Raw genomic sequence first — 25121 nt, 5'->3', positions numbered from 1 at the left:
AGGAAATGTTTAACATCATATTTGAAATGTTTCAAAGATATACTTGAAATAAACCAAATAATGGATTTGAATTGGAATAAAACCTGCATTAATAAAAGATATTCAATAAACTTATATCAAATTGTACTATATCGCTAATCTAATTAGATTAAACTACTTTTTCTGAGTTTATTGATATGACATATGAGATAAAAATAGGATTTTTTTCTTATTTTTGTCACAATTTAATATTATCTATAAGTTTAATAACCCTGACAAATACGAGATTGCATAAAATCTTTAAAAGGCTCTCAGTATTATCAGTTGTTCGAAGCCTCATATCAAGCTACTGTATATATTTTAGTATTCCAAGGAGTTTTACATGGCCCAAACAGCTCAAGAAGTCTTGAAAATGGTACGAGATCAAAATATAAAAATTATTGATCTCAAATTCATTGATATGCCTGGAACTTGGCAACACTGTTCTTTTTATCATAATCAAATTAACGAAAATTCTTTTAGTGACGGAGTCCCTTTTGACGGTTCTAGTATTAGGGGTTGGAAAACCATTAATGAATCTGATATGTGTATGGTTCCTGATCCCAAAACAGCTTGGATTGATCCATTTTATAAAGAGCCAACACTAAGTCTCATATGTGGAATTAAAGAGCCACGTACTGGGGATTGGTATAGTCGAGATCCTCGTACAATTGCTGAAAAAGCAGTGGATTACCTAAAGGATACAGGTATTGGAGATACTGCATATTTTGGACCAGAAGCAGAATTTTTTGTTTTTGATGATATACGTTTTGATCAAACTGAAAATCAAGCCTACTACTATATCGACAGTATAGAAGGACGTTGGAATACAGGGAAAAAAGAAGAAGGAGGCAATCTAGGTTATAAGCCAGGTTATAAGCAGGCATATTTTCCTGTTGCTCCAACCGATACTATGCAAGATATGAGAACAGAAATGTTACTAACCATGGCAGAGTGTGGTGTTCCTATTGAGCAACATCATCACGAAGTTGCAACAGGAGGACAAAACGAATTAGGATTTCGATTTGCTCCTCTAATTGAAGCAGCAGATTATTTAATGATTTATAAATATGTTATTAAAAATGTAGCTAAAAAATATGGGAAAACAGTTACATTTATGCCTAAACCTTTATTTAACGATAACGGTTCAGGAATGCATGCTCATCACTCGATCTGGAAAGATGGCCAACCTCTTTTTTGGGGAGATGGTTATGCAAATTTAAGTGAAACTGCATTACATTACATTGGTGGTATTCTGAAACATGCTCCTGCACTTTTAGCTATAACAAATCCTACCACTAACTCTTATAAACGTCTTGTACCTGGATTTGAAGCTCCTGTAAATCTTGCTTATTCTCAAGGAAATCGTTCTGCTTCTATTCGTATTCCTATATCAGGTCCTGATCCTAAAGCAAAAAGATTAGAATTTCGTTGTCCTGATGCAACATGTAATCCTTATTTAGGATTCTCAGCCATCCTATGCGCAGGAATCGATGGTGTAAAAAATAAAATTGATCCAGGACATTCCTTAGATATTGATATATATGATTTATCTCCTGAGGAAATGAATAAAATTCCTTCTACCCCTCCTTCTCTTGAACAAGCATTAGAATGCTTAGAAAAAGATCACGAATTTTTGACTAATAGTGATGTTTTCACAGAAGATTTCATTACTAATTGGATTCAGTATAAATTTGATAATGAGATTCAACCTATGCGTTTACGTCCTCATCCCTATGAATTTGCTCTTTATTATGATGTGTAATTAGTCCTTCAAAAGATGTTACTTCTATAATGGTATCCTTACTCTTTATATTTAGGAATTATAGAAGTCATTAAGAAAAATAGCAGTTATTTAAAGAAAAAGAAGGACAATTTATATAAATTGTCCTTCTTTTTCTTTAAATAACTGCATTAGGAAATAACTTTATTCAAATAAATTAATAACTCTTAATTTAGATCTATTAATTTTAATATTTAAGATTCTATTAACTATACTAATGAGCACTGCTTATCCTAACACTATCATGACTAATCTTAGAATTGGCAGTTAATTAATTTACTATCATTATTTCTCTCTTTGCATTTTTTCTTTTGCTTTGCTTGCACTACGTCTTAAAGCTTGTAATCGTGACTCATATTCTTTTCGTTGTCGACGGTTAGGAGTCTGTTCAATAAGTGTTTTAAATGCGCTTCCTAAACTTTTATAAGCATTTTGAAGTGTATAGTCAAAGCGTGTGGCTAGAACTATTGCCTTTTCATCTGCTTCAATAGATTCTTTAAGTTTACGTCCTCCATTATTTTTTTGCCATAGCCTATAGCCAGAAATACTACATAGGCCTATAGCTAAAATCAATAATAAAGCATCTTGAACCCACAGCTCTCCCACAGCGCCTCCTAGACCAATAGCTAAAGCTGCCATTTCCCAGCCTTCTCGAGGAATAGTATCATTTTGAATGCGAGCGACTGCCTGCCAAAACAATAAGTTTCGTTGATCTATAGCTAGACTCTCCCACTTAGCTAAATCAACTTGAATTTCTACTTCATCTCTTCCAAGTTCTTCACATCGAATAAGAGGAGGATTAATTTCTGTACTTCCCTCTATCATGACCCAGTTTTGTAATTCAAGCGGTAATAGCGTTCTTAAACGCCTTAATTCACTCATTTCTGCTCTAGCAGACGAAGTTACATAAGATGCCATTTTTTTATACAATATTTTTTGTGATTGTTATCTAACATTCTAGTTTAGAAGTATATTAAATTAATTTTATTATCAAGACAATAGAACATTAAAATTTTATATAAATTTTGAATTTAAATGCTTGACGAAGTAATACTAATTATTGCATGATTAATATCAGATTTTAATTAGCTTATAAATATAGTTATGAATACTGTAAGGGGCTATAACTCAGTTGGTAGAGTGTCACAATGGCATTGTGAAAGCCAGCGGTTCGAATCCGCTTAGCTCCATTTATTTTAGATTAAAACAGTTTTTATAGAATTATTCTATCTCAAGATAAAAGTCAAAAAATGTAATTACATTGAATAATGAGGTTAAGTCATAGATTATAGTTGAATTATACTTTTAGCCAATTAATAAATAGAAAGCGGTTTAGCTAAGTGTTTATTAATAAGAAAATAATTTATGTAGACTGTCGGTTATTTGTGCTAAATAGTAAGATAACGAAATATCTATAGAGAGTTGTTATTTGACATGATAATTCAATACTATTATAGGTAAAATTAAAGCTATACCATAAAATTTTCCTCTTGAATTTTTGCGTTTATTGATTGGTTAATGTTATGCTAGTTAAGCATCTTTTAATTCTACGAAATTTATGCCAAAACTAAAAACGCGTAAAGCTGCTGCCAAGCGTTTTCGGGTAACAGGAAGCGGTAAAAAAATTGTTAGGCGCAAAGCCTATAAGAACCATCTGTTAAATCACAAAAGTTCTGAACAAAAACGCCGTCGTCTATCTCATAGTACTTTAGTAAGTGAGCAAGATGAAGCAAATGTTCGGCTAATGTTACCTTATCTATAAACAGATTGATATTAAATATATAAAACACTTAAAGCTGAACTATGACAAGGGTAAAACGGGGCAATGTTGCCCGTAAACGTCGCAAAAAAATTCTTAAACTTGCCAAAGGATTTCGAGGAAGTCATTCTCGGTTATTTCGTATTGCTAATCAACAGGTGATGAAAGCTTTACGTAATGCTTATCGAGATCGCCGTAAACGTAAGCGAGATTTCCGCAGATTATGGATTACGCGAATTAATGCAGCTGCTAGACAAAACGGAATAAGTTATAGCAAGTTAGTTGGCCTTATGAAAAAATCCAGTATTAACATTAATAGAAAAATGTTAGCTCATTTAGCAATTGTTGATTCTCAAGCATTTACTAAAGTAGTAGAGGCCGCTAAAGTTACTAAATAATTAAGAATCAATTGAATGGAAAGTTAAGAATATTTCTGAATAGATAAATTACGGCGAAGTATCCATATAAATAGGCTTCGCCTTAATTTATTAAGTAATATTATCTACCATAGATATGATAGACACATCAAAAATTATTGCTTTGAATGATAACTCTACTGGTTCACAGGCAATAAGCATTTTGTATCTCTTATATTCTTTACAACAACGAATACACGAGCTTTAATTTTAGGAAAAGCTAAAAAAGTTACTGAGCAAGTTTGTCATACTCTAAAAATTGTTCTTAAAAATGAAAATATAACAAAGTTTTTAATATATAGTCGTCCTAACTCTGCTTTTAAGGGATACTATTCTTTAGGAATGGAAGTTGTTCTCGATAAATTCGATGCTAACTTTTCATTTTTATCTCTTTCGAAGGAGAGAGAAGTACTATAAGTAATATACACTGCTTAAAAAATAAAATTTGTTTATATCCAATTCATAAAACAGAGTTTTCTAAGAATTCTATTTTTAGTTACTCTCACTGTTATTTATCTTATTGTATCGAAGAAAAAATAGAGGGATTATTTAAGGCAGCTTATGTAAGATACTTTTTACTAAAAGATATCCGTGAAGATAGCTTCAAAGAGTTAATGAGGTTAAATAACAATCTCTACGTAAAATATTAATTAGATTTGAAATATTTTATTAGAGACTTATCAGTAGCGGTAGAGCTTGGTAAAAATTTTTATTTTGTGGTGCTGTAAATGTGCTAATTGTTTTTACTAAACCTAGTAGACATTTATTAGGAGCTAAAGATATAAATCTCAAAATAGTTCAGACATTGTTTTAGTTGGTTCTCATGCAAAAAAGACAATCGAATAATCAAAAGACTTGTTACAACAGCATAATTTATCAGGACTTTAAATTAATCTTAAAGAATTATAGAATTTTCCAAATAGAAAAAATAGATTACTCAAAAAATTAATCGAACAGATAAGCTCCACTTATCATAGTAGACGAACTGTTATTATTTATACAAGTAGAAAACAAATAGTTTTTAGTTCTCTTCAAGAAAAATCTGATTTTGAAGTACTCGTTTTGTTTTTCTTAACAAATATTATTGGAAATTTACCTAATAGTATTGGCTTCTTAATTAATAAAGGAGGAACTAGATCTAATAATCTTTCAAGTACAACTTTAAAGCTAAAATCTGTAGAATGTAGGAGATGTTGAAATTTTAACCAATGCTTATGACATTTTTAATAAATAAAGCTTAACTATTTAACAAGGTTACTAATCAAATTACAATAAACGTTGAGATATAATTGTCTGTAACATGTCTGAAATACTCACTTAATTACTTTAATTTATGGATATTAAAAAAGATTTAATCAATACTATTGGAAATACTCCTCTTATCAGAATTAAAAGTTTTAGTGAGGAAACAGGGTGTAATATTCTAGGTAAAGCGGAGTTCCTTAACCCTGGAGGTTCTGTTAAAGATAGAGCAGCTTTATATATTATTAAAGATGCAGAAGATAAAGGATTATTGAAGCCTGGGGGAACTGTTGTTGAAGGGACTGCGGGTAACACGGGTATTGGATTAGCTCATATTTGCAATGCTAAAGGATATAAATGTATTATTGTTATTCCTGAAACTCAGTCAAAGGAAAAAATTGATCTTTTGAAAACATTGGGAGCAGAAGTTAGAATTGTTCCTGCAGTCCCTTATAAAAACTCAGAAAATTATGTTAAGGTTTCAGGACGATTGGCCAAAGAAATAGATAATGCTATTTGGGCTAATCAATTTGATAATCTAGCGAATCGTCAAGCACATTATAAGTCAACAGGTCCTGAAATTTGGTATCAAACAGATGGAAAAATAGATGCCTGGGTATCAGCTACAGGAACAGGTGGAACTTACGCTGGGACAAGTTTATTTCTGAAAGAACAAAATAGCGAAATTAGATGTGTAATAGCTGATCCAATGGGCAGTGGCTTATATAATTATGTAAAAACAGGAGAAATAAGATCGGAAGGTAGTTCTATAACAGAAGGTATAGGCAATAGCCGCATTACAGCTAATATGCAAGGAGCTCCTATAGATGATGCTATACAAATCAATGATCGCGTAGCAATTCAAGTAATTAATCAGTTATTGTCTCGTGATGGTTTATTTATGGGAGGATCTGTAGGCATTAATGTAGGGGCTGCAGTCGCCTTAGCTAAAAAGCTCGGTCCTGGACATACTATTGTTACAGTATTGTGTGATGGTGGTGCACGCTATCAATCACGTATTTATAATAAAACGTGGTTAAAAGAAAAAGGATTATTAGATGTCTAATGATTTTTTTGTATGTAATATTAATAAATCTCTGTTTTTAGTAGGCTCAGTATTTATTTCTCAAAAAATTCTTAAATAATAATAAATATTTTAATCTTAACAAATTTCAATAATGATATTTAAATGGCTTATTAGTTTATAGCCAAACAAAACTAATAATTATAATAGATAATTCACCAACATAATATGTTGAAGTTTATAATCTTAATTTCGATAAAATATTTAGGAGATATCAAAATAAAAAGTTGCTAATTATAAGACAAATGCATATATTGATCTAATAAATCATAAAAGTTATATAGGTTTTCATGAAAATAAATGTTGTAGGAATTATGTTTGAACATAATAGGATAAATTATCTAATGTAGACAATTACATATTGATATTGCTATCTGAAAAAATAAGGTACTTTACACAACATTCGTCAAAAAATTTTAATAGCTAATGATACTAAATACGTTACCAGAATATTAAATATAGATATTTTAAGATAACTTAAATATGGCTAAATGATTTAGTAAAGCCCATATAATTGAGGTTATAAGAATATTTAAGTTATTTTTTATACTTAGTAATTTAGCTTTGCATAATGATATAAAAATCTAAAAATTGTTATAATTATGTCTCTTCTAAGTTAAGTATTATAATTTCTGCACCCTGAGATAGAGTTATCATGTTATTCTTCTGTTCTTTCTTTTTTTGTAAAACTTCATTTCATATGAGGTGTGAAAAACTGATGTTTAATTTGTTTTCTATGTATAAGACATATGGCATCACTGCTTTGATAATTTTTCTGTCAACTACTACAACTCAAGCATTACCTGAAACATCAAATAATCTAAAACTTCAGAAATTTCGTGATGGATTTCTTAATCCTATTCATAACTCTCAAGTATTAACCTCCAAAGTTACTAACCTTTCTAAATTAGAAGATATATCTCCTACAGATTGGCCTTACGAGTCTTTAAAAAGATTGATCAAACGTTATAATTGTATTTCAGGATATCCAAGTAAAATTTTTAACGGAAGATATAATTTATCCCGCCATGAGTTTACTGCAGGATTGAACTCATGTTTAAATGCAATTGAAAAATCATTAAGGGAAAATACCGTAATCTTAAGAGAAGATATTGAAATATCCAAGCAATTAATGCAGGAATTCGAAACAGAGTTAATTATATTAGGTTCTAAAGTATCAAATTTAGAAAAGAGAGTAGCTTATATAGAGGAGCATCAATTTTCTACTACGACAACTCTAAGTGGACAGTTTGTTGTAGGTTTGACAGGAATTACTAATGGAGAAAAAAAACAAGGAATTGAAGATATACATAATACTAATAATTTGGGTTACAGAGGAAGAATTGAATTAAATACTAGCTTTGATGGTAATGATTCACTGTATACTCGTCTTGCTACAGGAACAATTCCTTCTTACGCGACTATTACAGATACATTTGAAGGAGATCTAGGTTTTCAACAACCAGATAATTCTGATTTAGCTATACAGTTGATTATTTATCAATTTAATCTAGCAGAAAATATAAGAATGTTTATAGAACCAGTAGGTGGTGCATTTGATGATTTTGTACCAACAGTTAACTTTTTAGATGGGGATAGAGCGTTCGGAGCGATAACCTCATTTGGTAGCCGCAATCCCCTGTATTTTATGGCTGGAGGACCTGGAATAGGATTTAGAGGAACTATATTTGAGGTTTTTGAATGGAGTGGTGGCTATTTAGCCAAAAATGGTAATGATCCTGATTTAGAAGCAGGAATGTTTAATGGCCCTTATGGCGTTATCGGTCAAATTGGATGGTATCCATATGGAACCGACGGAAACTTTACCGTCGACTTCACATATGTTCATGGTTACAATAATCTTGATTCTGGTACAGGAAGTCGTCTTTCAAATTTTCAATCATTTATGCAAGAAGAATTTTCATCTAACGTAAATACTGTTAATAACGCTTATGGAATAGAATTTATGTGGAGCGTCGCCCCTAGCTTTATTCTAGGAGGCTGGGGAGGTTTTACTACAACAAAGACTAGTTCAGTAACATTACAAGAAGATTTTATCGATAGAGGAAATCTAGATATTTGGAATTGGGCAGTAACATTAGCCTTTCCAGATGCATTAATCGAAGACGGAATAGGCGCTATAGTTATAGGAATGGAACCTTGGGTTGCTAAATCAAATATTAATTTACCGGGAAGATTAAGAAATAGCGATCAAGATACTTCCTTTCACCTAGAGGCTTTTTATGAATATACAATTAACAACAATGTTAAAATTACTCCTGGCATTGTAGTTATTACATCACCAGATTATGATAATGCTAATGACGATTTGGTGATTGGAACCATTAGAACAACTTTCACTTTTTAAAAGGCTCTAATCTAACTAGTAAATTTCGAAAAAAATTGAACATTCATAATTATGAGCTATAGATTATTGCCAAATAACGAAAAAGGAACTTATTGTCTGCTACTTTTCTGCTTTAATTCAACATCAGCCAGTATAGGTAATTTAGGCATTTATCCAATAAACTTGGGTTATTACATATATGTAGGTAGCGCTTTCGGAGCAGGTGGTTTAAATTCACGAATACAGAGACATATAAAAATTTATAAAAATAAACATTGGCATCTTGATTATCTGAGACAATATTTAATTCCGTTAGAAGTCTGGTATTCAACTTCTAAGATTAGACAAGAACATGAATGGGCTAAATTCTTATTAAATAATAATTTATTTAAGGTTCCTGTAAAAAAATTTGGAGCTTCTGATTGTAGTTGCATATCTCATTTATTTTATTCTGATATTAAGCCTGAATTTGAAATCCTAAATGAAAAGATTATTCGAAAATCTCTAGATTATAAAAATTTTAATAAAGTTAAACTCAATATGCTGTAGTGTTCTAATCTTAAACTAACTAAAAAACATTTTTTATCATGCTAACTCTGAAAAGAACGATCAAGCATGAACATAAAAGATCTTATTACATTAAAAATATATTTATCAACTTCTATTACTATATTTAAACATCTATTTTTCTACTATTATGTATTACATATATATTACAGTAGAAAAATAGATGTTTAGATACTAAGAGTAGGAACCTTATATGGTAACTATTAGTGAATATCTCCTCGTAAAGCTTCTGTATCGATAGGCTTAATAAGAAAAGCCTTGAAAAAATCTCCAGCAATGCCAGCGATTAGTAAAATCTTATTTAAAGTTTTTACAATTCCTAGCTTATTGCTATTTTTCAAAGCTTTAATTTCTAAATTACGATCTGAACATCTTTTTAAACGAGGGTAGAATTCAGGATGTTCTACATCTAGAATAGAGGGAAAGGCTCTAGCAGAGGTATTATTAGTTTCACGAATTACTTCTTTATCAAAGTCTGTTGCATTTATTCCTAAAGATAAATAGAATTTTTTTCTTTCATGAACAGTTAAAGTATGTGTTACAAATACAGATAAAAGAAAAAAGCGACTCCACAACCTTGCTTTCCAATTATTCCAAAGCTTAGGTTGTGAACGCAATAAAGCGTTAAAAATATCTCCATGGCGATTTTCGTCTTGACACCAACTCTCAAATTTATCAAAAATTGGATAGAATTTCTTTTCAGGATGTTTCTGTAAATGATGAAAAATAATGATATAGCGCCAATATCCAATTTTTTCAGATAGATATACTGTATAAATTACCCATTCTAGAGGAAAGAAAGTATAGCTTCTTGTTTTAGTTATTTTTCCTAGATCTAGGGTAACATTAAAGTCAGACATTGCTTTATTGAGATATCCAGCATGACGTGCCTCATCTCTTGCCATTAAATGAAAAATTTCTGCCATTAGAGGATTACTTTTTTTAATTTTTCTAGATAATTCTTTGAAAAGTAAAAAACCAGAAAACTCAGAAATACATGATCTTTCTAAATATTGAATAAATCCTTCTCTTGTATCTTTATCTAAATGATCCCAGGAAGCATCCTTGAAACTATCATCACGGACAAAATGATAACGATTATAGTCGTTACGCATTTCTGTTAACATTGCTTGTAGTTGAGTTTCTTGATCCTTTAAAGAAATAGTGGCTGCAGTTTCAAAATCTGTAGTGTAAAAACGTGGAGTCAATAAAGTTTCTTTAGAGACTTCTTTCTTTTTTGTTTTTAGCTGGTTTGTGTGTGTATTAACTAAAGTAGTGACCATAATTATATTTATATAACTTGATAGTTATATTATCTTATGTTAAAAGAAGTTTGTCTATCCCTAAACTAACAAAAGATTAAAATTTATATTTTAGTTGGTTAGTTATAAGATTTGAGATAATATTTATGTATTACAGAATAGTTTTTATTTCATGACTCTCAAGTATTAAACATATTAAGGATTCTAATAATATAAAATTTATGACTTAAGATAATATCAATCTTGAACATATTCGACAATTCAGTGATAATATAACTGTATAGCAATAAACTAAAAGGTAGTAATCTCAAATTCCATGGTAAGTAGAATATCTTTTATCTAATCTATTTAAAGATACTGGAGTGGTTCTTTATTGTTAATCTTTACTTACTTGTTAAGTCTTGTAAACGTAGTGTAAATGCATCATGCAATACTTTTTCTACTCTAAAGATTTAAGATTAAGGTTAATGTATAGATATTTTGACTTTTGCTTGATTACTTATAGAAAACTTTTAATTTGATAGAAAACAATTAGTTTCATAATAATTCAGAAACTGATGACTAAGAAAAAAGAATTTAAAACTATTGCTTGTGTAAAAAAATTCAAATGTCAAATTAATACTTTCACTTGGATTTTCTTTCTGAAATCTATTATTCCCAGACTATCTTAATCATTGAGACATGACTAAAACTATGAAATTAACATCAGAAGATATGAGTTTTGATCAAGAACTGCTTAAAAAATATGATAAATCTCTTCCTAGATATACAAGTTATCCTCCTGCTACTGAATTAAAGGTAAACTCAGGAGAAAAAGAGTTTAGATTAGGCATTGAATCCGGTAATAAGAAAAAAATTCCACTTTCCCTCTATTGTCATATCCCTTTCTGTGAAAGCGCATGTTATTTTTGTGGATGCAATACAATTATTACAAGAAATAAAAAAGTTGCTTCTACTTATTTAGAATATATAGTAAATGATATCAAAGAAACTTCCCAACTTGTTTCGTCAGATCGCCTTGTAAATCAAATTCATTGGGGAGGAGGAACACCTAATTATTTAAATCAACCTCAAATAGAAATATTATTTAATACGCTAAAAGACAACTTCAATATAGATAAAAATGCAGAAATATCTATTGAAGTTAATCCTAAATATGTTGATAAAAGCCTTATTTTTTTCCTAAGAGATATTGGCTTTAACCGTATTAGCTTTGGAATTCAAGACTTTGAAGAGAAAGTACAAAATGTTATTAACCGTGTTCAACCTGAAAAAATGTTATTTCAGGTTATGGATTGGATAAAAGAAGCAAAATTCGAGAGTGTTAATGTTGATCTAATTTATGGTCTACCTTTTCAAAATAGACATACTTTTGAGAAAACAATTGAAAAAACAATAGAGTTGAATCCTGACCGTATTGCTGTATTTAATTTTGCATATATTCCATGGATAAAACCTGCTCAAAAAAATCTTCCTATTAGTGAACTGCCAAGTGCATCGGAAAAACTTGCTATTTTGCAAATGGCCATTAATAAATTCAATGATAACAACTATATGTATATAGGAATGGATCACTTTGCCAAACCGAATGATGAGTTATCAATTGCGCAGGAGAAAGGTGACTTACATCGTAACTTTCAGGGGTATACAACAAAACCAGAATCTGATCTTCTTTCTTTTGGAATGACCTCTATTAGTATGCTTAATGATGTTTACGTTCAAAATCATAAAAAAATCAAAGACTACTATCGTACTCTAGATGAAGGCCTTTTACCTATTGAGAAAGGTTTTGCCCTTAGTCAAGACGATATTATTCGTCGCTCTATAATTATGGAACTAATGTGTCAATCTAAACTTGATAAAAATCGTATTAAGAAAAAATATAATTTAAACTTTAATTTTGATGAGTATTTTGCACAAGAGTTAATTGATTTAAAACCCTTAGAAAACGATGGATTAGTTAATTTATATAATGACCGTTTGGAAGTTACTAATTCAGGACGTTGGCTTATTAGAAATATTGCATCAGTATTTGATCCATATCTCAAAAAATCTAAGGAAAATACATTTTCAAAATCTATTTAAGTTAGATAATACTATAAAAAAGTTGAATGAATTCTTAACTTTTTTAATTAATATAGTTAATTAAAAAAGTTAAGATGCAAAAATACATTGAAAATTGATCTTAGTTATTGTCTAAAGATTGAAAATACTACTATTATTGTTCAGAGAAAGTTCCAAGTAAGAATAGTAAAGCCATTCGAATAGCAATACTATTTGTAATTTGCTTTTGAACTAGACTAAAGTTAGGGTCATCTATTAGACTTGAGCTGATTTCAATTCCACGGTTAACTGGTCCTGGATGCAAGATTTTTACATTAGGTTGACAAAGGTATAAATGCTTATGCGTAATACCATAATATTTGTGATATTCTCTCAGGCTAGGTAGCAAAGCATCTGTCATTCTTTCCTTTTGTAAGCGTAATGTCATAATAAAATCTGCTTTTTTTAAAGCAACTTCTAAATTCCAATGTATGAACAATTGTCCTTTGTTACATCTATTTTTTATATCTTCAAACCATTTAGGAAGTAGTGTCGGTGGACCTACTAGATGAACCTTAGCTCCTGCTTTTGTCAAACTCCATATGTTTGAACGAGCAACCCTAGAATGTAATATATCACCAACAATAACGATTTTTTTATCTTGTAATAATTCTAGTCTAGGATAACTAGAATCTAGCTCAGAGCAAATAGTAAATAAATCTAGTAATCCTTGAGAAGGGTGCTCATGCATACCATCTCCAGCGTTTAAGATGCTAACACCACTTTGTAAACGATCCATTTCATTGGCAATTATCCTAGGAACACCTGCTCGCTTATGGCGGATAACCATAATATTTGCTCCCATAGCTAAATAAGTTTTAGCTGTATCCAGAATAGTTTCCCCTTTTGCTAAAGATGAGGTTCCTGGAGAAAAGTTTAATATATCTGCAGAGAGACGCTTACTTGCTAATTCAAAGCTACTACGAGTTCTTGTAGATGGTTCAAAAAACATGTTAGTAACGACTAACCCTTGAAGAGCTGGAACCTTTTTAGTATGACGTAATAAAACTTCGCTGAAACTAGAAGCAGTCTGAATTAGTGTGTTGTATTCTTCTTCCTCCCAATCAGCTAAACTTAAAATATGACGCCTTCTCCAAATCATATACTAAACCTAATAACAAATAATTAAGCGAACTCTATGTCAGCTATTTACATCTTACCTTTTAAATAAAATATGAATACTAATTTTTACTATTTGAATAAAAATATTTAAAATAGTGGCTTATACATTTGTTAAATAATGAATCAATAAAAACTCAACACTATGGATAATCTAAAAACTATTTTAACTATGATAGGTTACAATAAAATTACATCGAAACTTTTAGTCTAATAAAGTTGAAATAATATTTAACGACCAATTCCTACATAATGGAAACCTGCCATTTGTAACTTAGAACGCTCTAAGAAATTACGACCATCTATGATAACAGGATTAATCATAACTGTAGCCATTTTTTGATAATTTAAATTAAGAAATTCCTGCCAATCTGTAATTAATACTAATGCGTCACAATTATCTGAAAGCATTTCGGCATCAGTCTCAATAATCACTCCTGATAATCCATGACTTAATCCAGATTGAGAAACAATTGGATCATATGCCTTAACCTTCGCTCCCAAACGGTTAAGTTCTTCGATTATTGTAAGTGCGGGAGCATCTCTCATATCATCAGTATCTGCCTTAAACGTTAATCCTAACAAACCAATAGTTTTGCCTTTAAGAATTTTTAATTCTTGTTGTAATTTTTCTATAACTATTAATCTTTGCTTTTTATTTACCCTAACTGCCGCATTCAATAGTTGTGTTTCATAGTTATAATCATTAGCAGTACGAATTAAAGCTGAAACATCTTTAGGAAAACAAGAGCCTCCCCAGCCAATACCTGCTTTTAAGAACTTATTACCAATACGAGAATCTAATCCTATACCTTGTGCAACTTGACAAATATCTGCTCCCACACGATCACAAATATTTGCGACTTCATTTATAAAACTAATTTTAGTTGCCAAGAATGCATTGGCAGCATATTTTATCATTTCTGCAGAATTTAAATCTGTTACTACTAAAGGAACAAAAGGTAAAGCTTGATCTTTAGAAAATTTTCTTTCTATCAAAGGTTTATAAAGATTTTTCATAACATCAATAGCTTGTTTACTGTTACCTCCGAGAACAATACGATCAGGATTAAATGTGTCATAAACTGCAGATCCTTCCCTTAAAAATTCAGGATTACTAATAACATCAAATTCTACTTTCATAGAAGGATTATTTTGTTTAGCCAATCCTTCCATAACAATCATTCTTACCCAATCACCAGAACCAATTGGTACAGTAGATTTATTTACTATAACTTTGTAGCCACAATTTAAATTTTCTCCAATACCTCTTGCAACAGCTTCAACATAACGCGTATCACTTTCTCCATTAGCTAAAGCAGGAGTACCTACTGCGGTAAAAATAATTTCTCCATGATGAACACCTCTAGCTAAATTTGATGTAAAATCTAAACGATTTTTTTGCATAGAAGAATACATTAGTTCTGAGAGTCCAGGTTCATAAATAGGAGATTGACCAGCTTTCATTAGCTTGATCTTTTCTTCATTATTATCAACACAAATAACATGATGACCAATATGAGCTAGACAAACTCCAGTCACTAGCCCAACATAACCTGTCCCGATAACACAAACACGCATGATTTTATGTTTTTAATTTACTTAAAGTTTTATATTTAACTGTTCTTTGATAGGTATTTAGAATTTCTCTAAATGGAATTAACTATTATTCAAATATTTGACCTTGAAAATGTTGAATTGTTAATTCCAATCCTTTTTGTAAAGAAAATTTTGGTTGCCAATCAAGATAAAGCTTAGCTTTTGTAATATCAGGTTGTCTCTTTTTAGGATCATCTTTAGGTAATTCTTTATAAATTAATTGCGCGTTAGATTTAGTCATTTTTTGAATAGTTTTGGCCAGCTCTAGGATAGTATATTCATCAGGATTACCTAAATTTATTGGACCTATATAATTTCCATTCATCAACCTTATTAATCCTTCTGCCATATCAGAAATATAGCAAAAGCTTCGAGTTTGAGATCCATCTCCATAAATGGTTAAGAATTTATTTTGTAAAGCTTGCACAATAAGGTTACTTACGACTCTACCATCGTTTTCTGACATTCTAGGTCCATATGTGTTAAAAATACGTGCTACTCGAATATCTGTTTTGTGCTCTCTATGGTACTCAAATGCTAAAGTTTCAGCTACTCTTTTGCCTTCATCGTAACAAGCTCTTAAACCGGTACAATTTACATTTCCATTGTATTCTTCATGCTGAGGATGTATATCTGGATCGCCATATACTTCAGAAGTGGATGCAAGTAAAATACGCGCATTAACTCGTTTAGCTAGACCTAGCATGTTTAACGTTCCTAACACATTAGTCTTAATGGTTTTTACAGGATTATGTTGATAGTGAATTGGAGAAGCAGGACATGCTAAATGATAGATTCGATCAACCTCTAAACGGATAGGTTCAGTGATGTCATGGCGAATTAATTCAAAGCAAGGGTTACCAATCCATTTAAAAACATTATTTTTGCTGCCAGTATAAAAATTATCTAAGCAAAGAACATCATATCCCTTTTCCATTAAGCGATCAATAAGATGGGAACCAATGAAACCAGCACCGCCTGTAACTAGTATTTTCATGTAGCCTGTAAGTTTACAAGTGATATTAATTTATTGTTAGTTATTATTGAAAATAACTCTAACTCAAACTTATTATATATGAGTTCAAGAATCTAATTAGAAAATTAAAAAATTTATTTGCATAAAATCTAATTAGAAAATTTTTTATTTGCTTAAGATAACTTGACACTTATTTATAAATTAAGCTTCACATTACCTATAGTTATTTTTATTCCCTAATTTTTCTGTATATTTATCTTTTAGCTTATTAACTTAATGTAGATGCTAAAAGAGGTCAAAATACCTCATATGTTGAAAACTTGATTTTAAGTCTAATTTAAAAAGTAAATATGATATTAATTTAACTATATATTGTTAATTATCTAGTTTTGAAACTAAAGAAAATAAAAAATAGGAGAAAAATGTTTAAATAATGATAATTTTTCGTACAATTTCAAGAAAAGATTTAACTTTTCATAAAAGACAAATTATTAGTTAATATATTTTATTAAAATTATCATGCGATCTTATTCTATGCCTCGTCGGACTAAGATAGTAGCAACTATTGGTCCTGCTACTCAAAATAAAGAAATTCTACGTAAGCTGATTTTGGCTGGTGCAACTACTTTTCGTCTTAATTTTTCTCATGGTGATCATGAATATCATGCACATAGCATTCAACTTATTCGACAAGTTGCTTTTGAATTACATCAGCCTGTAGCTATTCTTCAAGATTTGCAGGGTCCTAAAATTCGTCTTGGATTGTTTAAATCCAACGAAATTACCCTTAAAACTGGTGATTTTTTTACTCTTACAAGTCGAGAAGTAGAATGTAACAAGGAAATTAGTTACGTCACATATAAATATTTAGTAGAAGAAGTACCAGAGCAGGCAAGAATTTTAATAGATGATGGCAAAGTTGAAATGCTAGTCGAAAAAGTTGATATTAAAAATAAAAATTTATATTGTAGGGTGATTGTTGGTGGAATATTATCTAATAGTAAAGGCGTTAACTTTCCTGGAATCTGTTTATCCGTAAAACCATTAACAACGAAAGATAAAAAAGATTTAATTTTTGGCTTAGAAAATGGAGTAGATTGGATTGCACTAAGTTTTGTTCGGAATTCACAAGATATTTTAGAAGTAAGGGAAATTATCACAAATGCGGGAAAAAATATTCCAATAATTGCAAAAATTGAAAAACATGAAGCTATCAAAAATATGAAAGAGATTTTTAACTTATGTGATGGCGTTATGGTAGCTAGAGGAGATTTAGGAGTTGAACTACCACCAGAAGATGTTCCCATTTTACAAAAACAGTTAATTTCTACTGCGAATAGTTTAGGTATCCCTGTAATTACTGCTACTCAAATGTTAGATAGCATGATTAACAATCCTCGAGCTACTCGTGCAGAGGTATCTGATGTAGCTAATGCGATTTTAGACGGTACCGATGCAGTAATGTTATCAAATGAAACAGCTGTAGGGAAATATCCTATCCAAGCAGTAGAAACTATGGCAACTATTGCTGAACGTATAGAACAAGAGCCAACAACTATAAGAATTTCTTCTGAAAGGAAACAGTCTGTTACTAATGCAATTTCAGCAGCAGTCAGTCAAATTGCAGAACAGTTAAATGCAGCCGCTATAATATCTTTAACAAAAACAGGTTCAACTGCTCGCAATATTTCTAAATTTCGTCCCCGCATTCCAATATTAGCCGTAACTCCTCGGACAGATGTCGCAAGACAATTACAGTTAGTTTGGGGTTTAGAAACTTTATTAGTTTTGGATTTACCATCAGCTAGTCAAACTTTTCAATCTGCTATTAATGTAGCTCAAGAAAACAATTTACTTGAGGATGGAGATTTGGTCGTCATGACAGCTGGAAGTATTCAAGGAATAACAGGATCGACTGATTTAATAAAAATACAAACAATTCGAGCAATATTAGGTAAAGGAATAGCGGTTGGGCAAGGTTTAGCAAGTGGTAGAGCAAGAATTACTAGTTATGCCAAAGATTTGAATGATTTTGAATCAGGAGATATTTTGGTAGTAGCTAAGACCAATGCAGAATTTGTAGAAATGATGAGAAAAGCATCAGGAATTATTACAGAAGAATCAAGTTTAACCAGCCATGCTGCAGTTATTGGATCTCGTTTAGGTGTACCAGTTATCCTTGGCTTTAAAGATGCAATGAAAAATATTCCTGAGGGGATAATTATTACAATAGATACTGAGAATGGACAAGTATATTCTGGGATTGCTAAAAATAAATATAGTTAAAATAGAATTTATTTTATAAAAACTATTGCTTAAATTCTAAATATATCCGACTTCAATAGAAAATATTATAAATAGAATAGATCAATGAAAACAATTAAACAACTTGATGAGAAACTTTCTAAACGTTATATAAGTCTTGATCCCAAAGGGTATTTTATAATTTATATTGATCGCAATCAAAATTTGATTTGTGCTAAATATTTTACGAATATAATTAACGATAAAGGATTGGCAGTTGATCCAGAAAATGGAGAAGTTATTTCCGTAAGAAATAAAGTAACTCGTAGCGCTAATCAAATCTTCACAGCACGTAGTGCAAAAGAATTATGTATTAAAATTATTGAAAATAATGACAATTGTCTTATTACTATGTTAGATCACGCTGCTTATCTTGGTCGAGAATTTATGAAAGCTGAAATAGCTTTGACGCAAGAAATAGAATATATTCAAGATTAAAAATCAGTTGTTAACATATTAATGCTCAAAAGTATTTTTTGATTGATTTTAATAATGATTAATATTTAATCTATTTTTAAGGATCAGAAGATACTTTAAAAATTAGAATTGTTCTAAAAAGCGTAAATCATTAGTATAAAAACGTCGAATGTCGTCAATTTTATGTAGTACCATAGCAAATCTCTCAACTCCCAATCCAGCTGCAAAACCAGTATAAATTTCTGGATCATATCCTACTGCTTGTAAAACATTTGGATCTACCATTCCACACCCCATAATTTCTAGCCATTTTCCTTTCCACTGAACATCTACCTCTATGGAAGGCTCAGTAAAAGGAAAATAACTAGCACGAAATTTGATTGGCAAATCTTCTCCAAAAATTTGGTGTAGAAACTCTCTAACAGTTCCTTTTAGGTTTGTAAATGTTAATCCTTTATCAACTGCCAAAATTTCTATTTGGTGAAATACGGCAGAGTGAGTTGAATCTACAGTATCTCTACGATATACTCTACCTGGCGCAACTATTCGGATAGGTGGAGTGTTATTTTCCATATAATGGATTTGTACAGGCGATGTATGAGTTCTCATTAGGTCACCATTTGTTAAAAAAAATGTATCTTGCATATCTCGAGCTGGATGATCAGGAGGTATGTTTAAAGCCTCAAAATTATAATAATCTGTTTCGATATGAGGTCCTGTAGAAATTTGATAACCTAATCCTATGAAAATGTCTAATATCTTATCTGTGGTGTTATTTAATGGATGAATATTACCTATAGGACGACTTTCGCTGGGCATTGTAACATCTAAAGTTTCTGAAAGAATTTTAGCTTTTAACTCAGTAGAACTTAAATCGTAGAGTTTTTTGTCTAATTGCTTTTGCACAATATCTTTAACTTTATTTGCAAATGAGCCGACATAAGGTCTTTTTAAAGGGTCGAGTTTACTCATCCCTCTTAAGATCTGAGATAATTTTCCTTTTTTACCTAAATAGTAGACTCGAAGTTGTTCCAGATCTTTTAGTTTGATAATAGAGGATATTTCATGCAAAGCTTCTTCTTGGAGTAATTTTAGCTCCGTTTCTAATGTATTAGAAGTTATTTTCATAAATTTAAAATAATATTACAAGTTTATTTTAACCCATCTTAAATATGGCTTAAAAAATATACAAAGCCTCATTTATCTATGTTGTAGATAATTAAAGCTAAAATTTAGCTAATAAACATAATAAAGCTTAACTAACTAGCTAAGCTTTATTTTCTTCTAAAAAACATTTTAAATATTAACTATTCATTCTTACTATACTTTCTGAATGCCAGTGTAACATTATGTCCTCCGAAACCAAAAGAATTAGATAGTGCAATATCTAATTTTAGAGAACGACTTTTTGTAGGGACATAATCAAGATCACATTCAATATCTGGATTATCCAAATTAATCGTAGGAGGAATTTTTTGTTTAGCGATTGCCATAACTGTTGCTACTGCCTCAATTCCTCCTGAACCACCTAATAAGTGTCCTGTCATTGACTTAGTCGAACTTACAGGAATATTATAAGCATGGTCGTTAAAAATTTTTTTGATTGCTTTTGTTTCTATAATGTCATTTGCTGTGGTACTTGTACCATGTGCGTTAATATAGCCTACTTGTTCAGGACTAATACTACCATTCTGTAAGGCAAGTTTAATAGCTCGAGATGCACCATCTCCATCAGGCGCGGGTGCAGTCATATGATAGGCATCACATGTCATACCATAACCGACAATTTCTCCATAAATTTTAGCTTTTCTTTTAAGGGCATGTTCTAATTCTTCAAGTATTAAAATTCCCGAACCCTCGCCCATAACAAATCCATCTCGATCTCTATCAAAAGGACGACTAGCTTCTTCAGGGGTATCGTTTCTGGTAGATAAGGCTTTTGCAGAACCAAATCCTGCCAACGATAAAGGAGTAATCGCTGCTTCTGCTCCACCACAGATCATTGCTTTAGCATAACCTTGTTGTATGAGACGAAAAGCATCACCAATAGCGTGAGAACCAGCAGCACAGGCTGTCACAGTACATGTATTGGGACCTTTAGCTCCTGTATAAATGGCTGTAAGCCCAGAAGCCATATTGCCAATCATTGTAGGAATCGTAAAAGGGCTACAACGGCTAGGACCACGATTCAAGTAAATTTCTTGTTGATCTTCGAGAACTTTTACCCCACCTATTCCGGTACCAATAATAATTCCTATTTGATCAGCATTAACTTCATTGATAACCAATTGTGAATCAGCTAAGGCTTGTAAACTAGCCGATACTCCAAATTGACAAAAACGATCCATACGCTTCACATCTTTACGATCTAAATAATCATAAGGGTTAAAATCTTTAACCTCTCCTGCAATGCGACAAACATGGTACTGAGGATCGAAATAGCTAATTTTGGTGACTCCACTACGTCCAATCATTAGACTATTCCAATATTCATTGAGATTATTGCCAATAGGAGTAATTGCACCCAATCCTGTTATAACTACTTTCTTTAAATGTAAATTTGTCATGATTATCGCTTATTAAAAATCTAATTTAGCTCATATCATAGCTAGGAGAGGTAATAGAAGAATTTAAACTACTGTTACTATAAATCCTTACCTTTAGCCTGCTCGATATAGTCAACAGCTGCTTTTACAGTGCTAATGTTTTCGGCATCGTCATCAGGAATTTCGATATCGAATTCATCTTCTAAAGCCATTACTAGTTCTACTGTATCCAAAGAATCAGCACTTAAGTCATTAGCGAAATTTGCTTCAAGTGTAACTTGTTCTTCTTTTACTTCAAGTTTATCGATAACAATAACTTTTACTTTTTCAAATATTTCTTGGTTCATTAATTTTTACTATTAACCGCTAAATACCTCATCAGAATGACTGTGATGAGTAGGAAATGGGGCGGAATTTACCATCTCCTAAAATCTAAATTTATTACTAAGTTTTTTTAGTATTACTTATATTATCGGTAAATGGCTAGTCAGGGAATAAAAAAATAATCGAATATTAATTAAAAATTAAAAATTAAAAATAATAAGTTTCTAAACTAAACTACAATTAAGTCAAATATTTATATATATACGTAGGCTTAATCAGCCTTATCTTCAATGTTGTTGTTCATTTATTTAGATATCTTTAATTTATAAAATTTTAAAAAAATTACCTTTAATAAAATAGTTTTTTATCAATAAATCATAAGATTCTAAATAATCAAGTAAATAGATAAGAACTTGTTTATTAAAAAGTTAATCGATCTTAATTTTATATTCCTAGACTTTGTTTGATTAAAAGCTTCTTTATGTACATTTTTGGTATAAATATATGTAGGCTTAAAGTATGCTAGAAATTTTTAAAACTAATCTTAAGTATAAATATTAACTGTTAAGTTAATACGATTAAATTTATAGGGATATCTACTTTTAAGATATACGTAATCTAGTAAATTGATTGAGTGTATTTTTGTTATCTAAATTTAGTAAACCTATAAAAAATAAGTCTAACTATTTTGATGTTTATATGCTCTTGTCATTAGATGATTAAAAGAATAAATTTTAAAACTGAACAGAGTGCTCTGCTGTACTTTTTTCATCACAAGAAATGTTAACTCTACGTAAATTCGCTCCTAACTTACGTAGTTTACCTTCCAAATTGTCATATCCACGATCAAGATGATGTAGTCCTTGTATAGTTGTTTTTCCATGAGCGGCTAATCCAGCCAAGACAAGAGCAGCAGAGGCTCGTAAATCCGTAGCCATGACAGGAGCACCAGACAAGAAAGATACTCCTTGAACTACAGCAATATTACCTTCAACTCGGATATCTGCTCCCATACGCTGTAGCTCTGCTATATGACGTAGACGATTTTCAAAGACAGTTTCTGTAATTACAGAACTTCCTTCGCTAACACAAAGCAAAGCCATAAATTGAGCTTGCATATCTGTAGGGAAGCCTGGAAAAGGAAGAGTTTTCAAATTAGTAGCTTTTAAAGGACAAGGAACTAACCTTACAGAGTCTGTTCCTTCAACAACGACTCTGGGACCAACTTCTTTTAACTTAGCGATAATAGAAGCTAAATGTTCAGGAAAGACAGGATATAAGCTGATCTCTGATTGAGTAATGGCTCCTGCTATAAGTAATGTTCCTGCTTCGATACGATCAGGAATTACACAATATTCAGTACTATGAAGATAGTCTACTCCCGATATGATAATTCGTTTAGTTCCATCACCTCTTATTTTTGCTCCCATAGAACGGCAAAAATTTGCTAAATCGCTAATTTCAGGTTCCTGTGCACAATTCTCAATCGTAGTTTCTCCCTCTGCTAAAGTTGCAGCCATCATAATTGTTTCTGTTGCGCCAACACTGGGATAATCTAAATATATTTTAGCTCCCTGTAGTTTTTTATTGTTATTTCTAATACAAGCATGAACTACCCCATGCTCGATCCGAACATCCGCTCCCATAGCCTGTAATCCTCGTACATGGAGATCTACAGGCCTAGCACCTATAGCGCAACCTCCTGGCAAAGGAACACGAGTCTTACCTAGTCTTGCTAACAAAGGACCAATTACAAAAAAACTAGCTCGAAGTTGCGATACTAATTCGTAGGGTGCTTTGTTTTGTCCTATATTTTGGGCATTGATCTCTATACTATCTCCATCTTTTTTAAGTTTTACTCCAATGGCTGTAAGAATTTGAGACATACGATCAATATCAACCAAAGCAGGAATATTATTAAGACGACAATCCTCGGAGCAAAGAATCGAGCCGGCCATTAAAACTAAAGCTGAATTTTTGGCACCACTTACACGAACTTGGCCATTCAGAGAGTTTTGACCTTGGATTTCCAAAGCTGATTGTTGTTTTTCTATATAAGATGTCATAAAATTTTGATACGCAATCAAGCTGTATAACTACATTTTTTTATACTATAAAAAAAATTAGTACTGGTTCTAAAATTATCCTCAGTATAATTTCATTGGTTCAAAAAACTCTGAAAAGTTAATATTCCCATAGATAGGATTTAGCTTTTAGATAGAAAAGTAAAACTAGAATTGGTCCTTAGTCCATAACAAAGATTAATCAGATAGTAAATATTACTACATAAAACCAATAAAATTATTAGATAACTAGATTAAATTTTTAGCACCTATTAAATTTTTGTAGTTAAATACAAATCTAGTATAAAGTCAAACCAATATTTTTCATATCTTTAATGATTACAAGTACTAAAAATCCCTTAATTAAGCAAATTCGTGAACTACATAATGTAAAGAAACGAAGAGAAAAAGGAATATTTTTTTTCGAGGGAACTCATCTGCTTATGACAGCTTGTGAAAAAAATTGTTCCCTGGTGAGCTTACTTTCTACTGAAAAGTGGAAAATACAAAATTTTGAGTTGTGGAAAACAGCCTCTAGACTTACAGAACGCTATGAAATTGTTTCGCCAGAAGTATTGAAAAGTATTACAACTACTATAAATCCTGATGGAGTAATAGCTACAGCACTATTCAAACCTTTCCACCAAACTAAAATTTCTAGTCTGAAATTAGGCTTGATTTTAGAGAGATTACAAGATCCAGGAAATTTAGGAACTATCATTCGTACAGCTGTTGCTACAAATGTTGACAGTATTTGGCTCAGTAACGATAGTGTAAATATTGATAATCCAAAAGTCATAAGAGCTTCCGCTGGTGCTTGGTTTAAAGCACCTTTGGTAGTTACATCTAATTTAAAAGATATAGTTATGAACTATAAACATCAAGGTGTAAATATAGTTGCAACTTCGCCAAGCGCTAAAGAAACTTATTGGAACTTAAATCTGACTCAACCTACGATAATTTTATTAGGTAATGAAGGTTCTGGATTATCGCAAACTTTAGTTAATATGGTAGATAAAATAATAAAAGTTCCATTAGAACAAAGTGTAGAATCGTTAAATGTAGCAATTACTACAGCTTTGATTCTATATGAGGCTAAAAGACAAAAATCCCTAATATAAATAAATTTTAAACTTAGCTAAATATATGTTTAGTTTATTTTTAAATCTATCTTAGATATATCATTAACTTA

The 25121-nt window shown here is 31.0% G+C and carries 19 protein-coding genes and 1 tRNA gene; 11 read left to right on the top strand and 9 right to left on the bottom strand.

Annotation, left to right across the window (positions count from 1 at the left end):
• Positions 1–361: 361 nt before the first annotated feature.
• On the top strand, positions 362–1783 hold the full coding sequence (glnA, locus tag LPC16_RS01140) for a type I glutamate--ammonia ligase (RefSeq protein WP_040055230.1): 1422 nt from the start codon (positions 362–364) through the stop codon (positions 1781–1783).
• 303 nt (positions 1784–2086) lie between these two features.
• Here glnA and LPC16_RS01135 read toward each other — a convergent pair whose 3' ends face one another.
• Positions 2087–2719: a DUF3318 domain-containing protein gene (locus LPC16_RS01135; protein ID WP_040055229.1), complete on the bottom strand. Its 633-nt coding sequence runs from the start codon at positions 2717–2719 to the stop codon at positions 2087–2089.
• A 199-nt stretch (positions 2720–2918) separates the two neighbouring features.
• On the opposite strand from LPC16_RS01135, the gene LPC16_RS01130 reads away from it, so the two are divergent.
• The 6 genes from LPC16_RS01130 to LPC16_RS01105 all read left to right on the top strand — a co-directional run bounded on the left by LPC16_RS01130 (position 2919) and on the right by LPC16_RS01105 (position 9198).
• A tRNA-Ala gene (locus tag LPC16_RS01130) sits at positions 2919–2991 on the top strand.
• Between the two features lie 368 nt (positions 2992–3359).
• The gene (gene rpmI / locus LPC16_RS01125) at positions 3360–3563 is read left to right on the top strand and encodes a 50S ribosomal protein L35 (RefSeq protein WP_040054858.1); all 204 of its coding nucleotides are present in this window, start codon (positions 3360–3362) and stop codon (positions 3561–3563) included.
• Between the two features lie 41 nt (positions 3564–3604).
• Positions 3605–3958: a 50S ribosomal protein L20 gene (rplT, locus tag LPC16_RS01120; protein WP_040054859.1), complete on the top strand. Its 354-nt coding sequence runs from the start codon at positions 3605–3607 to the stop codon at positions 3956–3958.
• Positions 3959–5309: 1351 nt separating this feature from the next.
• Positions 5310–6284, top strand: a complete 975-nt coding sequence (locus LPC16_RS01115; RefSeq protein ID WP_229637434.1) for a cysteine synthase A — start codon at positions 5310–5312, stop codon at positions 6282–6284.
• A gap of 754 nt (positions 6285–7038) precedes the next feature.
• The gene (locus LPC16_RS01110) at positions 7039–8670 is read left to right on the top strand and encodes an iron uptake porin (protein ID WP_229637433.1); all 1632 of its coding nucleotides are present in this window, start codon (positions 7039–7041) and stop codon (positions 8668–8670) included.
• A gap of 51 nt (positions 8671–8721) precedes the next feature.
• Complete coding sequence (locus LPC16_RS01105; protein ID WP_229637432.1) at positions 8722–9198, top strand: GIY-YIG nuclease family protein; 477 nt, start codon at positions 8722–8724, stop codon at positions 9196–9198.
• A 221-nt stretch (positions 9199–9419) separates the two neighbouring features.
• On the opposite strand, the gene acsF is transcribed toward LPC16_RS01105, so the two are convergent.
• The gene (gene acsF / locus LPC16_RS01100) at positions 9420–10499 is read right to left on the bottom strand and encodes a magnesium-protoporphyrin IX monomethyl ester (oxidative) cyclase (protein ID WP_229637431.1); all 1080 of its coding nucleotides are present in this window, start codon (positions 10497–10499) and stop codon (positions 9420–9422) included.
• Positions 10500–11171: 672 nt separating this feature from the next.
• On the opposite strand from acsF, the gene hemN reads away from it, so the two are divergent.
• Positions 11172–12563 (top strand): oxygen-independent coproporphyrinogen III oxidase, encoded by a 1392-nt coding sequence (gene hemN, locus LPC16_RS01095; RefSeq protein ID WP_229637430.1) that lies wholly within the window; start codon positions 11172–11174, stop codon positions 12561–12563.
• A 133-nt stretch (positions 12564–12696) separates the two neighbouring features.
• On the opposite strand, the gene LPC16_RS01090 is transcribed toward hemN, so the two are convergent.
• The 3 genes from LPC16_RS01090 to LPC16_RS01080 all read right to left on the bottom strand — a co-directional run bounded on the left by LPC16_RS01090 (position 12697) and on the right by LPC16_RS01080 (position 16296).
• Positions 12697–13683, bottom strand: coding sequence for an aspartate carbamoyltransferase catalytic subunit (locus LPC16_RS01090; RefSeq protein WP_229637429.1), 987 nt, complete (start codon positions 13681–13683; stop codon positions 12697–12699).
• Between the two features lie 248 nt (positions 13684–13931).
• The gene (locus LPC16_RS01085) at positions 13932–15281 is read right to left on the bottom strand and encodes a UDP-glucose dehydrogenase family protein (protein WP_229637428.1); all 1350 of its coding nucleotides are present in this window, start codon (positions 15279–15281) and stop codon (positions 13932–13934) included.
• 85 nt (positions 15282–15366) lie between these two features.
• Complete coding sequence (locus tag LPC16_RS01080) at positions 15367–16296, bottom strand: UDP-glucuronic acid decarboxylase family protein (protein ID WP_040054867.1); 930 nt, start codon at positions 16294–16296, stop codon at positions 15367–15369.
• Positions 16297–16794: 498 nt separating this feature from the next.
• On the opposite strand from LPC16_RS01080, the gene pyk reads away from it, so the two are divergent.
• Together pyk and LPC16_RS01070 are read left to right on the top strand one after the other, a co-directional pair.
• Complete coding sequence (gene pyk / locus LPC16_RS01075) at positions 16795–18561, top strand: pyruvate kinase (protein ID WP_229637427.1); 1767 nt, start codon at positions 16795–16797, stop codon at positions 18559–18561.
• Positions 18562–18645: 84 nt separating this feature from the next.
• Entirely contained in the window at positions 18646–19017 is a 372-nt protein-coding gene (locus LPC16_RS01070) for a DUF4346 domain-containing protein (RefSeq protein ID WP_229637426.1), read from the top strand.
• A 102-nt stretch (positions 19018–19119) separates the two neighbouring features.
• Here the strand turns inward: LPC16_RS01070 and pheS are convergent, their stop codons facing one another.
• The 4 genes from pheS to murA all read right to left on the bottom strand — a co-directional run bounded on the left by pheS (position 19120) and on the right by murA (position 23932).
• Complete coding sequence (pheS, locus tag LPC16_RS01065) at positions 19120–20124, bottom strand: phenylalanine--tRNA ligase subunit alpha (protein WP_229637425.1); 1005 nt, start codon at positions 20122–20124, stop codon at positions 19120–19122.
• Between the two features lie 179 nt (positions 20125–20303).
• Positions 20304–21563 (bottom strand): beta-ketoacyl-ACP synthase II, encoded by a 1260-nt coding sequence (gene fabF / locus LPC16_RS01060; RefSeq protein WP_229637424.1) that lies wholly within the window; start codon positions 21561–21563, stop codon positions 20304–20306.
• 77 nt (positions 21564–21640) lie between these two features.
• A complete protein-coding gene (gene acpP / locus LPC16_RS01055) occupies positions 21641–21889 on the bottom strand; it encodes an acyl carrier protein (protein ID WP_040054872.1) in 249 nt (82 codons plus the stop codon).
• 711 nt (positions 21890–22600) lie between these two features.
• Entirely contained in the window at positions 22601–23932 is a 1332-nt protein-coding gene (murA, locus tag LPC16_RS01050; RefSeq protein WP_229637423.1) for a UDP-N-acetylglucosamine 1-carboxyvinyltransferase, read from the bottom strand.
• Positions 23933–24264: 332 nt separating this feature from the next.
• Between murA and LPC16_RS01045 the strand changes: the two genes are divergently transcribed.
• Complete coding sequence (locus LPC16_RS01045) at positions 24265–25050, top strand: TrmH family RNA methyltransferase (protein WP_229637422.1); 786 nt, start codon at positions 24265–24267, stop codon at positions 25048–25050.
• The last annotated feature ends 71 nt before the right edge of the window (positions 25051–25121 follow it).

The organism is cyanobacterium endosymbiont of Braarudosphaera bigelowii, assembly GCF_020885515.1.
Classification (GTDB): domain Bacteria; phylum Cyanobacteriota; class Cyanobacteriia; order Cyanobacteriales; family Microcystaceae; genus Atelocyanobacterium; species Atelocyanobacterium thalassa_A.
The sequence above is the reverse complement of the archived record's forward strand: the minus strand, read 5'-3'. Positions and strand labels throughout refer to the sequence as shown.